The sequence below is a fragment of the Butyrivibrio sp. INlla18 genome (assembly GCF_900103635.1).
Taxonomy (GTDB): Bacteria; Bacillota; Clostridia; order Lachnospirales; family Lachnospiraceae; genus Butyrivibrio.
The window spans coordinates 1-14,444 of the sequence record NZ_FMXK01000011.1 but is presented as its reverse complement, the minus strand read 5'-3'; the positions used below and the strand labels follow the sequence as shown (position 1 = coordinate 14,444).

Sequence of the window (14,444 nt, the reverse complement as noted above, 5' to 3'; positions counted from 1 at the left end):
TTCATATCAAATTTGTTCATATCCATCTCTCTACCATCATCTTTCTAAAAAAAATTATGTTGCCGCTATCTCTTTAATTAAAAATTCGTTGCCTTTTAAGAGATAGGTATGCTCGCTGCCACAATATGGGCAGATCTTGCCATGTTCTACTGTGCTGTATTCCTTCTTGCAATCCTCACAATAGGTAACAGCTGGAAGATTCTCAATAATAAGTTCTGAATCTTTCATGAGCTCTGTCTTAGCCGCAGCCCACTTCCATGCATCTGTCAAAAAAGAAGGAATAACACCGGAAACCTCACCAAGCTGCAAGGTTACTGAATGGATCTTTTGAATATCATTCTCCTTGCCAACCTCTGTAAGGTCATCAATTATGCGAAATACTACACCTAATTCATGCATATCTTTAACCTTTTAAAGTGTAAAAACTGTTTTTAAAATTTCAGTTCCCATATAGGTCAGAAAAAGGCCGGGACGGTTAAATTTTTGCATATAATCGCCTGGCCTTTATCATTAGTCAATTTATCTAATATTCTCTTCAATCTGAGCTGAAAGCCAATCAGCCCATTCCTGCATTCCTTCACCTGTCTTAGCACAGATAGGAATGATCTTTGCTTTAGGATTTCTAAATAAGATATTTTCCTTACATTTCTCAAGATCAAAATCAAAGTAAGGCATTACATCAATCTTATTGATCAGCACCACATCGCAAATAGAGAACATAAGAGGATACTTAAGTGGCTTGTCATGTCCCTCTGGTACAGAAAGGATCATTGCATTCTTGGTACTTCCAGTATCAAATTCTGCAGGACATACAAGATTTCCAACATTCTCCAATATAGCAAAGTCGACATCGCTGGTATCAAGCTCTTTGATACCCTGCCTAGTCATATCAGCATCAAGATGGCACATACCACCTGTATGAAGCTGAATAGCTTTGACTCCTGTGGCTGCAATAGTCTTGGCATCAACGTCTGAATCAATATCAGCTTCCATAACACCAATCCTATACTTGTCCTTCAGAAGTTCAATAGTTCTTGTAAGTGTTGTTGTTTTTCCTGATCCAGGTGAAGACATAAGGTTCAAAAGAAAAGTCTTGCTATCCTTAAGTTCCTTTCTAAGCTTCTCTGCATCAAGATCGTTGCTTTCAAAAATACTTCTTTTTACTTCGATTACTCTAACATTGTCCATTACTGTTCAGCACGCTCCATTGCAAGCTGGAAGTCCTTAGTATCCTTGAATACTTCGTTAGAATATGGGCTCTTACCAAGCTTGACTGATCTCTTTATAATCTCAGCAATGCAGATCACATTGATGGCAATTGAGAGAATAGCAACAAATCCCTGCATTCTAGGATCTGCTGTGACTCCCATTGAAGAAATGATCTCGCCAGCCTGTGCTGTTTTGCCTGCACCTGAATTATAAAGCGCAATTGCCTTTTCGTAAAGGTCCATTGTTGTAATACCAGCCTGAGTTGCGCCGCCATATACTGAAGGAAGAGCTGCTGCAAATCTAGAACCAAGCTGGAAGAATGGAACAACCTGTGCCCACATGCACCAAATTGCAAGTGTATTAGCACGGTTCTGGATCCAAGCACCCTTGTTCCAGAATGCATTTGCAAATGTAGGAGCAAGTAAAAGAGCTACACCACAATACCATGAGTGTGTAGGAAGATTTAAGTATGTGTACTCAAAGTTCCAAACATCATATGCAAGAATGAACCAAACTGTCATATCTGGCCAAAGCATATCTGCATGATTCTTGTCCTTTGATGTGTAAAGATGTACACAACCTGTCATACAGAAGATATTGATCATACCAGCGATAGCGTTAACAACGTTCCACCATCCGCCGTAGATAAATACACCTTCATTAGATGCCCACCAAGCACCACTTAAGTTACCTGTGATACTAAATGCAGCAAGAGCTGACTCCATATCAGATACATTAGCGATCATGATATTTGCAGCAACTATAGCCCATGGGAACCAAGCAAACCATTTTTCTTTGCCAATGCCCCATTTGTATTTGATCATCATAAAGCCTACGCAGCCAATATCCGCAGCATAAAGCTTGAAATAATGGAACCATCCATCCATATATGCAACGGTAGGATTTGCCTTTCCTCCGAACATACCAAGATGAGCAAGAATAAAATAAACAGTTAAGATACATGGAATAACTACGAATACGATCATTCCACCAATTTTGGTCCTACGACCAATTTCATTCATAAGAATGAGTCCAACAAATACAAGAACCCAACCAACTAATTGCATAGCTGCAGAGTTGCCATATAATTGGAATAACATAAGTGACCTCCTTTGATATACGTATATATCATGTTTTAGTTTTTATACGTCACTATTATAGCACATTGCACAATAGCAAACAATAAATTATGTCTAAAATAATGCAATGTGGGGCACCACCTTTTTTAAATTGGTTTCCGTTATTCCACATTTCGTCTGCTTTTTGGCGTTTAGCCGTTAAAAAGTTTTTTCTTTCGATCTATCATTTCATCAATCTGTTCCATATAGAGCTTCACATCTTTGACATTATCGCAGCGCTCTATTCTGCCGCCAAATCCATAAACTCTCTTTGTAACAGTACCAGCACCAAGAGCAACTATGGACTGAACCTCTTCATTTATGAGAATATTATAGATTCCAGCCTTACCAGCTTTTGCATAACCAGTATTTTCAAAGTTACCACTGATGTTCTTTTGTCTATAGAGATAATATGGAGAAAGTTCCATCTTGGCAGCGCCATCAGAAGCTATCTTCATCATTTCTTCTGTATTATTGATAGAATCTAGAACGCTCTCAGAGATCTCTCCTCTCATAGCCTTCTCATGAATGATCTCTGCAAGCTTAGAACCTCTCTTGATCGCAAGTGAATGGACTGTAAGATCATCAGGTGAAAGCTTTTCAATTTCTGACATTGTATAAGCCACGTCCCCAGCATCTTCACCAGGAAGTCCAAGGATGATGTCCATATTGATATTGTCAAAGCCCTCTTCTCTAGCCATATTGAAGGCATCGATAAGCTGTGCAACATTATGCCTCCTACCAATGAGCCTTAGAGTCTCATCCTTCATAGTCTGCGGGTTTACAGATATTCTGGTAACTCCCATTTCCTTCATGGCTTTAAGCTTGTCCCTCGTGATAGAATCAGGTCTTCCAGATTCAACAGTAAGCTCTTTGACCTTGGAGGTATCAAGCTTTTCCTTAACATAACCAAGAAGTCTTTTTATCTGATGGGGCTCAAGAGTTGTTGGAGTACCGCCGCCAATGTAGATAGTATCAAGAGTCTTTCCTTTAAAATTATCAGCCACATAATCAATCTCTTTTTCTATGCAGCTAAGATAATCGTCCACGAGACCAGAAAAAGAGCCTATTGGGTAAGAGGTAAAGGAGCAATAAAGACAAGTTGTAGGGCAAAATGGAATTCCAATATAAAGGCTATATCCGTTCTTATAGTCAATGTCCTTTAGGATTTCCTTTTCCCTATGAGCAATAGAAAGGCTAAGAGCTATCTTTTCATCAGAAACGCAGTACACATCCTTCATGTACTCTACTATTTCGTCATCGCTCTTTCCCTCTTCCATGAGATTCATAACTATCCTTGTAGGTCTGATGCCAGTAAGGTTACCCCAAGGAAGCTTTTTGCCTGTCTTTTGTGACAGATCCTCATATATAGATTTTTTAAGCTCATTCTTTGTTTTTTCCACATCAATAAAGGATATTTCATCTTTATCTGAAATATCCTTCTCTTTCTCTGGAAAATCACCTTCTTTTCCTGGAAGTACTCTTATCTCTTCCTCTGGATAAAAAGCTTTATACAAAGAATGAATGTCATAAGAATACTTATCTGTACCTGTATAAATTACCTGCATTTCATCACCTTTATCATGCTTAAGATCTGCAAAAAGGATTATACATCATTTCATGCTTGATCGTTGTAATATCCCCATGTCCTGGATAAACAATTGTATCTTCTGGAAGAACAAAAAGTCTATCATTTATTGAGCGGATAAGCTCACTTGTAGAACTTGTTGGGAAATCTGTTCGTCCAACGGATTCTTCAAAAAGAGTATCTCCACTTATGAGAATATGTCCTTCTTCAAAGTAAAAACAGCAGCTTCCTGACGTATGACCTGGAGTAAAGATTACCTCACAGCTCATACCTGCAGCCTCGATAATCTCTCCATCTTTGTAAGTCTTATCAGGAGTCACCTTTAAATGCATTCCAAAATCATTGGAAAGATTGATGTATGGATCATTACAAAGAGCCATTTCCTTTTCATAGCAGCCAACAGGCGCACCTGTTAGTTTTTTTAATTCATCAACGCCGCCAATATGATCAAAATGTCCATGTGTTAAAAGAATAAGATCTACAACCATTCCATTTTCTGTAAGTGTATCATATATCTTTCTTCCTCTATCTGCTGGATCAAATACGATCACATGCTTTACCTTCTCATCATTACAAGGTGCTTCTTCTTTAAAAACATAGTAGCAGTTTGTTCCGACCATCCCCAAAGTCATACTGCCAACTGAAAGCACATTTTTCCCCATTAACCCGTCGTCCTTTCGATGTCAATTACGCTATCAATCTGTCTGATCTTGTCAACAATCTCTCTAAGCTGGTCTCTTGATGAAACCTGGAAAGAAGTTTCCATTGTAGCAAGACCTTGTTTACTTGTTCTAGTATTCATAGAAATAATATCTATGTTCTTTTCAGTAAGCGCTCTTGAAACATCAGCAAGAAGGCCGCTTCTGTTATTAGCAAATATCTTGATCGTTGCAGCATACTTGCCGCCGCTCTTAGAATCAGACTGCCATCTAGCTTCAATAAGTCTGGTCCTGTCTTCTTCCTGCATCTTAACGACATTGACGCAGTCTCGACGGTGAATAGAAACACCACGTCCTCTAGTAACAAATCCGCAGATATCATCACCAGGAACAGGATTACAACACTTAGAAAATCTAACTGCTACATCATGTACACCCTTAACGATAATTGCATTGTCAGAGCCAGAAACCTGAGGTGTAACATTAGATTCAGCAACGGCTGCAAGCACTTCTTCATCAGTGATATTGCGCTTGTGCTCTTTGTCACTAAGTTCTAGCATCTTGTTGATGATCTGGCCTTCCTTGAGTCCGCCATGACCAACAGCAGCAAGAACAGCATTCCAATCATGGAATCCATATTTCTTGATAACTATATTCTGGAATTCAGGCTTAGAAATTGAGAAAAGATCAATGCCTTTACTCTTACAATACTCAATAAGAAGATCTCTACCCTTAGCGATATTTTCCTCTTTAAGTTCATTTCTAAACCACTGATTTATCTTATTCTTGGTGGAAGTAGACTTGGCAATTGCAAGCCAGTCTCTACTTGGACCACGTGAATTCTGAGAGGTAACAACTTCGATCCTGTCACCATTTTGAATCTTGTAATCTATAGGAACAAGCTTACCATTTACCTTGGCACCGATCATCTTGTTACCTACAGCGCTGTGAACACTGTAAGCAAAGTCGATTGGTGTAGAACCTGCTGGAAGGTTTTTAACTTCACCAGTTGGTGTAAAGCAATAAACATCCTCAGAAAACAGGTTAAGGTCACTCTTTAACAGGCTCATGAATTCCTGATTATCAGACATGTCCTGTTGCCATTCAAGGATCTGACGGAGCCAGATAAGCTTCTCTTCTTCTCCAGTTTCAGTTTTCTTGCCATCAGATGCCTCTTTGTACTTCCAATGGGCAGCGATACCGTATTCAGCAGCTCTATGCATGTCATAGGTTCTGATCTGAATCTCAAAAGGCTGACCTGTATGTCCGATCAATGTTGTATGAAGGGACTGATACATGTTAGGTTTGGGCATAGCTATATAATCCTTAAATCTGCCAGGAATAGGCTTGTACATCTCATGAATGATACCAAGAGCTGCATAGCAGTCCTTAACAGTTCCAACGATTATTCTGATAGCAAAAAGATCATATATCTGATCAAGGGTCTTGTTCTGATTGCGCATCTTCTTGTAAATACTAAAGAAATGCTTGACACGACCATTAACATCGCCAACAATACCTGCGTCAGAAATAGCTTTTCTAACATTTTCAGCGATGTCTTCTACATACTTTTCTCTCTCACTCTTTCTGGCAGCAACCTTCTCAACAAGGTCGTAATAAACATCAGGATTGAGATACTTAAGTGACAAATCATCAAGCTCAACCTTGATCCTGCTGATACCAAGTCTGCCAGCAATAGGTGAATAAATATCAAGGGTCTCCTGGGCAATCCTTGACTGTTTCTCTGGAGGCATATGACCCAGAGTTCTCATGTTGTGAAGTCTATCGGCAAGCTTGATCAGAATAACTCTGATATCCTTTGCCATAGCAAGGAACATCTTACGCAGGTTCTGAGCCTGCATGTCGATCTGTTCCTGTGTTTTATTGGTATTATCAGTAGATAGCTGCAAATTTGTAAGCTTTGTAACACCATCTACCAAAAGAGCTACATCAGCCCCAAACTCTTCTTCTATTTCTTCTTTGGTCAAGATAGTATCTTCAACGACATCATGAAGAAGCCCTGCCGCAATGGTCTCTTTATCCATTTCAAGATCAGCAAGGATAATAGCCACGCAAAGAGGATGAATGATGTATGGTTCACCAGATTTGCGCAGCTGATCTTTGTGGGCTTCAGCAGCTTGCTGATAAGCTTTTTCTATAAGAGAAATATCATCCGATGGATGATATTTCTTTACTCTTTCAATGAGTCCCTTATATAACTTATCAGGTGCCTGAAACTCCTCAATAGCTTCAATTTTTCCGTCGTCGAAATTCTGAGGCATTAAATATTATTTCCCTTCGTAGCTAATTGCAGCATCAAGTCTATATTTGCTAAGTCTTTCTCTACCCTTAAGTCCCTTAAGTTCCATAAGAACAAGGATACCAGCTACTTCACCACCAAGCTGCTCAACAAGCTTGATCATAGCTTCAATTGTTCCACCTGTAGCCATAAGGTCATCTACCAAAAGAACCTTCTGTCCAGGCTTGATAGCATCCTTATGAAGCTCAAGAACTGCCTTACCATATTCAAGGTCATACTCAACCTGAATTGTCTCGCAAGGAAGCTTACCCTTCTTACGAACAGGTACAAGTGCCTTGCCCCTCTGATATGCGATAGGAGCACTGAAAATGAAGCCTCTTGACTCTGCGCCAAGAACAACATCAAAATCAAGGTCACTTACAAGTCTAGCCATCTCATCAATCGCAAGCTTGAATCCGTCTGGATCCTGAAGAACTGATGTGATGTCTCTAAACATTATTCCTTCCTCGGGAAAGTTAGGTATAGTTCTAACGTAATCTTTCAAATCTTTCATCGTTTTAATTTCCTCTCTAAAATAAAAACAAAACTTCAACTTTAGATTATAGCACAAGACCCAATTTCTTAACAGAATTAATTCGCGTTTTCTCCTTGTCAAAAGAAAAGTCTAAAGGTATAATCTTCATTGTGCCTGTGTTTACACAGATGCTAGCTGGAATGGCGCAGTTGGTAGCGCAACTGATTCGTAATCAGTAGGTCGAGGGTTCAAGTCCCTTTTCCAGCTTCTTTTTATGAGGACGTGGTAAAGTAAAAAATATAGTGCCCAAACCTCCGATGATTTCTGCGAAATCAAATCGGTTTGGGTCACTATATTTTTTTACTTTACCACTGACTATGAAAAAGCCAGGAGAAAGGACTTGACCGATACTCTCCTGGCTAATATTTTAGGGTTTTATAAACGTTTACATAACTCAACAAATCTACTTTTAAAAATTATTTAGTAGGTTTCTTCTTGGTTGTTTTCTTGGAAGTTGTTGTCTTCTTGGTAGTGCTTGAGGACTTCTTTGTTTTTGCAGTTTTTGAAGAGGTCTTGGAGATGCTCTTAACTGCTTCCTCTGAAACTATCTTGAAGATCTTTTCTTCTTCGATCTTTTCGTATTTTTCTTCGATAGCTTTTTCCTGCTCTGCAAGTTCGCGCTCATACTTAAGCTTAAGTTCTCTAAGGAGCTGTTCTTCTTCCTGTGTCTGTCTTTCCTTAAGAGCTGCTATCTTTTCTTCACGCTCTTTCTCTTTCTTTATTTCCTCTTCTTCCTTGATGGCACGGATCTTCTTTTCCTGAACAGAATATGGTGCATAAGAAAGAATTGATAAAGAAGCTGGAGCAAGGTCTATCTTGATAGAATAATCTCTACCATCAACTTCTTTTCTCTTAGCTTCACGCTTACCTTCATTGAGAATGCCCTGACCACCGAAGTTAACGTCATCGCTGTTAAAGACTTCTGTGTATCTGCCATCAGCAGGAACGCCAAGCTCTATCTGCCTTTCAACGCCAGCAAAATTAGCTACGACAACCAGAATCTCTTTGTCATTGTCACTCTTTCTTGCAAATGAGACCATGCATTCCTCAGCAGCCATGTTATTGATCCACTCAAAGCCACTGTCTGAACTATCAAGCTCATGAAGAGCTGCATGCTCAAAATAAAGGTCGTTTAGTTTCTTTATCATGTTCTCAATAAACACTGATTGATCAATAGTAAGTGCGTCAGGTTCCATGTAAAGGTGCTTTCTACCTGGGTGAACCATCATATAGCTAAGAGCTAATCTAAGGTTTGCCATTTTCTGAGATGAATCTCCAGGCATGAGGTAATACAATCCTTCTAAGCCCTTCTCCATATCTTCATGGGTAAATGCAAGAATAAACCTCTCAGTATAGCTATAAATAAGGCTAAATGTAAGCTCGTCGTGATGTCCTGCTCTAAATAGCGGATCATTTTCCATGTAAGACAGGAAATCTCTAGTCCAGCCATTATTCCACTTATAGTCAAAGCCAAGACCGCCATCTTCTATGGTGTCAGTAAGCTGTGGCCAGCAGGCAGTTTCTTTGGTAATAAGAAGTACTCCTGGATTATCCTTATGAACTGCTGTTGTAAGCTGCTTTAAAAATTCCAAGGCTTCAAGGTTTTCATTGCCGCCATAGATGTTAGGTGACCATTCCCCTGGATTTCTGTCATAGTCAAGATAAAGAATCTTTGAAATATCTGAAGTTCTAAGACCATCAATATGGAATACCTCAATCCAATAAAGAGCATTTGAGATCAGGAAGTTTGTCACTTCTTTTCTGCCATAGTCAAAGATAAGATCTCCAGACCTTGGCTGAATGCCCACTCTTGGATCTTCATATTCGTATAAAGCCTTGCCATCAAAATCGCTAAGGCCGCATGAAGACTTAGGAAAGAACGTTGGAACCCAGTCCATGATAACTCTGATGCCCTTTTCATGGCATCTATCAATAAACTTCATAAACTCCTCAGGAGTTCCATTTGTATCATCAAGAGCAAAGAAATCAAGGATGTGATAGAAATGTCCTGGAAGATGCTTCATAACAGGCATGAGCTCGATAGTGTCAAAGCCATGGTTTTCTACATATTCAAGGACATCACCTGTGATCTCCTCCATTGAACTTACGCCTTCATGTCTTCCAGCAAAAGCTTCAAGCGAGATCTCACAGATAGAAAGAGGCGCCTCGTCAAGGTCGACCTTTTTCCTGTCAGAAAGCCACTTAGAATCAGTCCAGGAAATGGATCTGTTAGAGCTGATAACAGAAATTATTCCATTTTCTCCTCTGGACATTATGGCATATGGATCAGGTCTTTTATAGACAAGACCGCTTCTAGTCTTAATTTCAAACTGGTAGCCATCCTTTTCCTTGGCACCAGGAATAAAGATCTCAAAAACACCAATAGGATCAAGTCTGTGCATCTGGCAAAGTCTGCCATCCCAGTTATTAAAATCACCAATAACACTTACTCTTGCAGCAGAAGGTGCCCATACAGCAAATGTACAGCCCTCTACTCCATTTCTTTTGCCAAGGTGTGCCCCAAGCTTTTCATAGATGTGGTAGTGAATGCCACTTCCAAACTTTATAAAATCCTCTCGGTCCATAGTTGGACCAAAAGCGTATGGATCATAAACTTCCTTTTCTACGCCCTCAGAATCCTTGATGATGAGCTTATATTTAAGCTTGTCAACATAAGGAACAATGACAGCATAAAATCCAGCCTCATCAGCAAGCTCCATAGGATATGTCTTTTTGCTGTTCTCAACATATACGCTCACTTCTGAAGCATCAGGATAAAAAGCCTGAACAAGGAAATTGTTTCCGACTTTATGAGCCCCCAATATACGATGTGGATTGTCACCATCTGAATAGATGATCTCTTCGATTTCCGGCCAATTCATCATTTTATACAGTTTGTTATTCACTGCACATCCCCTCCTAATGAATCATTAAATACCTTAGTCTATAATACCATTAATATCATGAATAAATAACCCACTAAGAAGCTTTGGTTCAAACCATGTAGACTTAGGTGGCATGAGCTTTTCCTGATCTGCAACATCAAAAAGTTCATTAAGTGAAGTTGGATACATGGAAAAAGCTATCTTCATGTCTGTCTCACATCTTTTCTCAAGTTCTGAAAGCCCTCTTATTCCGCCAACAAAGTCGATTCTCTTGTCTGTCTTTGGATCTCCAATTCCAAGGATAGGACCCAGCACCTCATTCTGAAGAACTGAGACATCAAGTCCCTCCACAGCATCGTCTTTTAAGATATCCTTATGTGCATTAAGTCTGTACCAGTTCCCATCTAAGAGCATGCCAAATTCGCCCTTTTTAGATGGTTTAACGCTTGTTTCTTCTTTGGTAACTTCAAACTTCTCAGAGATCTTAGCCATGAATTCATCAGCTGTAAGGCCATTTAGATCCTTTACAACTCTGTTATAGTCCATGATCTCAAGCTCATCATCAGGGAAAAGAACTGACAAAAAGTAGTCAGATTTAAGCTTGCCCCGAAGCTTTCCTTCCGCTTCTCTTTCTTCTCTCTTTTTAAGCCCAACCTTAACAGCTGAGGCGCATCTGTGGTGACCATCGGCAATATATATAGATTTGATGGTGGTAAACACTCTGCTGATGGTATTTATCTCGTCCTCATCTGAGATAACAAAGATTCTGTTTGCAACGCCGTCTTCAGATGTGAAGTCATATACCGGTTCATCTAACTCTTTTACCCTTTCAACCAGCTCTGATATAAGCTTATTTTTTCTATAACACAGAAAAATAGGGCCAGTCTGAGCATCACAGGTATAGACATGCTTTATTCTGTCCTCTTCTTTGTCAGCCCTTGTGTTTTCATGCTTTTTGATAACATTTGAAAGATAATCATCAATAGAAGCACAGGCTACGATTCCAGTCTGAGTTCTTCCTTTGAAGGTCTGCTCATATATGTAAAAGAACTTTCCTTCGTCCTTTACAAAATCGCCCTTTTCAACTCTATCCCACAACATATCATGAGCTTTTTCATATACCTCTTGTGCATACATGTCATGATCTTCAGGAAACTGTGTCTCTGGTCTATCTATTGCAAGAAAAGACTCTGGATTTCTTTTTACCTTTTCATAGGCTTCTTTTCTGTTAAAAACGTCATAAGGCAGGGATGCGATGTTTTCCTCCTTGCCCTTTGCAGGTCTTATTGCTCTAAAAGGTCTGATATCTGCCATGAATTTGCCTCCATAATCTTGTACATCAAAATCAGGTAGGAAAGCTATGTTTCCTACCCGATATTATACTATAAATCCTATATTTATACGTCTTTTCTAACTACACGTACTCTAATTACGTTGTCGATCTTAGAAATCTTCTTTACAAGAGCATCTGTAACCTTGTCTTCAAGGTCAAGGATAGTGTAAGCATAGTCTCCTCTTGACTTGTTGGTCATATCTGAGATATTGTATCCGCTCTCACCAAGAACAGTTGTGAACTGACTGATCATGTTTGCTACATTCTTGTGATAGATAGCAATTCTAGGGCTATGGCAAACACCCATATCGCAGTTAGGGAAGTTGACTGAATTATTGATGTTTCCATTTTCTAGGAAGTCCTTGAGTTCCAAAACCGCCTTTACAGCACAGTTATCTTCTGACTCTTCAGTAGAAGCTCCAAGATGAGGAATTACAATACATCCGTCGTGACCTGCAATGGTAGGATTTGGGAAATCAGTAACATACTTACGGATCTTGCCTGCGTTGATGCCTGCAAGGACATCAACCTCATTGCAGAGAATATCTCTTGCAAGGTTGATGATGATAACGCCTTTTTTCATCTTGGCGATAGCATCTGCATTTATCATCCCCTTAGTTGAATCCAAAGCAGGAACGTGAATAGTAATAATGTCGCACTTAGAGTAGATATCATCAACATTTGTGACATGCTTAACGTCAGATGAAAGTCTCCAAGCAGCGTCAATAGAAAGATATGGGTCATAACCATAAACCTCCATACCAAGCTGTCTAGCAGCATTGGCAACTCGCACACCTATAGCTCCAAGGCCGATGATACCAAGCTTTTTACCAAAGATCTCAGTACCAGCAAATTTCTTTTTGGACTTCTCAGTAAGCTTTGCAATATCTGGGTCACCAGCATTAGCCTTAACCCACTCTGTTCCACCAATGATATCACGGGATGCAATGAGCATTGCTGCAAGCACCATCTCTTTTACACCATTTGCATTTGCTCCAGGAGTGTTAAATACAGCAATTCCCTGCTCAGCGCATCTATCAAGAGGAATATTGTTAACGCCAGCGCCAGCTCTTGCAATAGCAAGAAGATTCTCTGAAAACTCCATTTCAAGCATGTTAGCACTTCTAACAAGGATGCCATCTGCATCATCCACGTTATCAACAGCTTCATAAAGATCGTTAAAGTTGTTAAGTCCTATCTTTGCTATTGGGTTCAAACATTTATATTTGTACATCAGCCATTCTCCTTTTCAAACTTATCCATGAATTCTACAAGCTTCTGAACACCTTCGATTGGCATTGCATTGTAGATACTTGCTCTCATACCGCCTACAGTTCTGTGTCCCTTAAGTGAAACAAATCCAGCCTTTGTAGCCTCAGCAATGAACTTAGCATTAAGGTCCTCACTGTCTGTGATGAAAGGAACATTCATAAGTGAACGATCTTCTGGTCTTACTGTTCCCTTGAACATCTTGCTCTGATCAAGATAATCATATAAAACCTTAGCTTTAGCTTCATTTCTCTTCTTCATTTCTTCAAGGCCGCCCTGTTCTTTGAGCCACTTGAATACAAGGCCGCACATATAGATACTCCAGCAGTTTGGAGTGTTGTATAAAGAGCCGTTGTCAGCCTGAGTCTTCCACTTGAGCATTGTAGGTGTGTATGAAGGAACGTCATCCGTGATGAGATCTTCTCTGATAATGCTGATAACAAGACCAGCAGGTCCAACATTCTTCTGAACACCGCCGTAGATAACACCGTACTTAGTAACGTCAACTGGCTCTGAAAGGAAGCAAGATGAAACATCAGATACTAAGATATGACCCTTTGTATTAGGGAGTGTCTTGAACTTAGTTCCATAAATTGTATTGTTCTCGCAGATATATACATAATCTGCATCTTCTGGGATATCAAGGTCTGAACAATCAGGAATATAAGAGAATGTCTTATCAGCACTTGAAGCTACTTCAATAGCTTCCCCATACTTCTGAGCCTCCTGATAAGCCTTCTTGGCCCACTGACCTGTGATGATATAGGCAGCCTTGCCGTTCTTCATAAGGTTAAGAGGAACTGCAGCAAACTGCTGGCTGGCACCGCCCTGTAAAAAGAGGACTTTGTAGTTATCAGGAATGTTCATAAGATCTCTGATATCCTGCTCAGCAGTCTGGATAACACTGTCAAAAGTTTTGGATCTATGACTCATCTCATTGATGGACATACCACAACCGTTGTAATCGAGCATTTCAGCAGCAGCTTTTTTTAATACCTCTTCTGGTAAAACTGCAGGACCAGCAGAAAAATTGTAAACTCTAGACACTTCTAAATCCTCCAATGCTATAAAATTTAAATTCATGATTTTATCGAAAAATCAAGAATATACTTTATCGGTTTAAACCGATAAATATTTCTCATTAAAATCATTTTAATATGATTTTATTTTTTGTCAATAATGCAATTGTATAACCTTTGTTATTTTATATTTTTTGTTACATCATTTTATTTATAATTCCAGATTTTTAGCGGTGTTTAAAAAAGACTATAGATTAATTTTAATCAATTTCATAACAAAAAACATCAAATTTTCTCTTAAAAATAACTATAAATTTTATTATTTTTCTTCCATTTTGATTCAAAAAAAGTAGCAGATCCGATTCGATCTGCTACTAAATTTTTACATTTTTTAATTTATGTAAATCAATTTTCGATAAGTTTAAACTTAATTATTTGTTACCATTCACAGTTTTGGGGGTGGCCGCTGGCTGGTTCACTGGGGCCGCGCCCTGCCTCTGCCTAGTTCAGCTAAGTGGGGCCGCCAGCCT

11 protein-coding genes and 1 tRNA gene are annotated in these 14,444 nt (G+C 39.3%); 1 reads left to right on the top strand and 11 read right to left on the bottom strand.

All coding sequences use genetic code 11. The features are described 5' to 3' along the window. Window positions 1–54: 54 nt before the first annotated feature. The 7 genes from BLS24_RS08960 to BLS24_RS08930 form a co-directional block, all read right to left on the bottom strand. Window positions 55–399 carry a hydrogenase maturation nickel metallochaperone HypA gene (locus BLS24_RS08960; protein WP_091758256.1) on the bottom strand — a complete coding sequence of 115 codons (345 nt, stop codon included), beginning with the start codon at window positions 397–399 and terminating at the stop codon, window positions 55–57. Between the two features lie 120 nt (window positions 400–519). Beyond that, complete coding sequence (gene hypB / locus BLS24_RS08955) at window positions 520–1,188, bottom strand: hydrogenase nickel incorporation protein HypB (RefSeq protein ID WP_091758254.1); 669 nt, start codon at window positions 1,186–1,188, stop codon at window positions 520–522. After that, complete coding sequence (locus BLS24_RS08950; RefSeq protein WP_091758252.1) at window positions 1,188–2,309, bottom strand: DUF5692 family protein; 1,122 nt, start codon at window positions 2,307–2,309, stop codon at window positions 1,188–1,190. The genes hypB and BLS24_RS08950 overlap by 1 nt, the downstream gene beginning before the upstream one ends. Window positions 2,310–2,479: 170 nt before the next feature. Then, a complete protein-coding gene (gene hemZ, locus BLS24_RS08945; protein ID WP_091758250.1) occupies window positions 2,480–3,895 on the bottom strand; it encodes a coproporphyrinogen dehydrogenase HemZ in 1,416 nt (471 codons plus the stop codon). A gap of 19 nt (window positions 3,896–3,914) precedes the next feature. Continuing rightward, complete coding sequence (locus BLS24_RS08940; RefSeq protein WP_242872264.1) at window positions 3,915–4,577, bottom strand: MBL fold metallo-hydrolase; 663 nt, start codon at window positions 4,575–4,577, stop codon at window positions 3,915–3,917. Continuing rightward, window positions 4,577–6,856, bottom strand: a complete 2,280-nt coding sequence (locus BLS24_RS08935) for a RelA/SpoT family protein (RefSeq protein ID WP_091758247.1) — start codon at window positions 6,854–6,856, stop codon at window positions 4,577–4,579. The genes BLS24_RS08940 and BLS24_RS08935 overlap by 1 nt, the downstream gene beginning before the upstream one ends. Before the next feature lie 6 nt (window positions 6,857–6,862). Beyond that, window positions 6,863–7,387, bottom strand: a complete 525-nt coding sequence (locus tag BLS24_RS08930; protein ID WP_091758245.1) for an adenine phosphoribosyltransferase — start codon at window positions 7,385–7,387, stop codon at window positions 6,863–6,865. A gap of 155 nt (window positions 7,388–7,542) precedes the next feature. On the opposite strand from BLS24_RS08930, the gene BLS24_RS08925 reads away from it, so the two are divergent. Continuing rightward, a tRNA-Thr gene (locus BLS24_RS08925) sits at window positions 7,543–7,615 on the top strand. 209 nt (window positions 7,616–7,824) lie between these two features. On the opposite strand, the gene glgB is transcribed toward BLS24_RS08925, so the two are convergent. The 4 genes from glgB to serC form a co-directional block, all read right to left on the bottom strand. Beyond that, window positions 7,825–10,314 (bottom strand): 1,4-alpha-glucan branching protein GlgB, encoded by a 2,490-nt coding sequence (gene glgB / locus BLS24_RS08920; RefSeq protein WP_143015157.1) that lies wholly within the window; start codon window positions 10,312–10,314, stop codon window positions 7,825–7,827. A gap of 33 nt (window positions 10,315–10,347) precedes the next feature. Continuing rightward, window positions 10,348–11,607 carry a DUF1015 domain-containing protein gene (locus BLS24_RS08915; RefSeq protein ID WP_091758240.1) on the bottom strand — a complete coding sequence of 420 codons (1,260 nt, stop codon included), beginning with the start codon at window positions 11,605–11,607 and terminating at the stop codon, window positions 10,348–10,350. 83 nt (window positions 11,608–11,690) lie between these two features. Continuing rightward, window positions 11,691–12,860, bottom strand: a complete 1,170-nt coding sequence (locus BLS24_RS08910) for a phosphoglycerate dehydrogenase (protein ID WP_091758238.1) — start codon at window positions 12,858–12,860, stop codon at window positions 11,691–11,693. After that, the gene (gene serC, locus BLS24_RS08905) at window positions 12,860–13,942 is read right to left on the bottom strand and encodes a 3-phosphoserine/phosphohydroxythreonine transaminase (RefSeq protein WP_091758235.1); all 1,083 of its coding nucleotides are present in this window, start codon (window positions 13,940–13,942) and stop codon (window positions 12,860–12,862) included. Before serC ends, BLS24_RS08910 begins: the two co-directional genes overlap by 1 nt. Window positions 13,943–14,444 lie beyond the last annotated feature (502 nt).

Coding starts and splice junctions, on each gene's coding strand:
- BLS24_RS08960 (WP_091758256.1), bottom strand. CDS start 399: ATGCATGAATTAGGTGTAGTATTTCGCATAATTGATGACCTTACAGAG.
- hypB (WP_091758254.1), bottom strand. CDS start 1,188: ATGGACAATGTTAGAGTAATCGAAGTAAAAAGAAGTATTTTTGAAAGC.
- BLS24_RS08950 (WP_091758252.1), bottom strand. CDS start 2,309: ATGTTATTCCAATTATATGGCAACTCTGCAGCTATGCAATTAGTTGGT.
- hemZ (WP_091758250.1), bottom strand. CDS start 3,895: ATGCAGGTAATTTATACAGGTACAGATAAGTATTCTTATGACATTCAT.
- BLS24_RS08940 (WP_242872264.1), bottom strand. CDS start 4,577: ATGGGGAAAAATGTGCTTTCAGTTGGCAGTATGACTTTGGGGATGGTC.
- BLS24_RS08935 (WP_091758247.1), bottom strand. CDS start 6,856: ATGCCTCAGAATTTCGACGACGGAAAAATTGAAGCTATTGAGGAGTTT.
- BLS24_RS08930 (WP_091758245.1), bottom strand. CDS start 7,387: ATGAAAGATTTGAAAGATTACGTTAGAACTATACCTAACTTTCCCGAG.
- BLS24_RS08915 (WP_091758240.1), bottom strand. CDS start 11,607: ATGGCAGATATCAGACCTTTTAGAGCAATAAGACCTGCAAAGGGCAAG.
- BLS24_RS08910 (WP_091758238.1), bottom strand. CDS start 12,860: ATGTACAAATATAAATGTTTGAACCCAATAGCAAAGATAGGACTTAAC.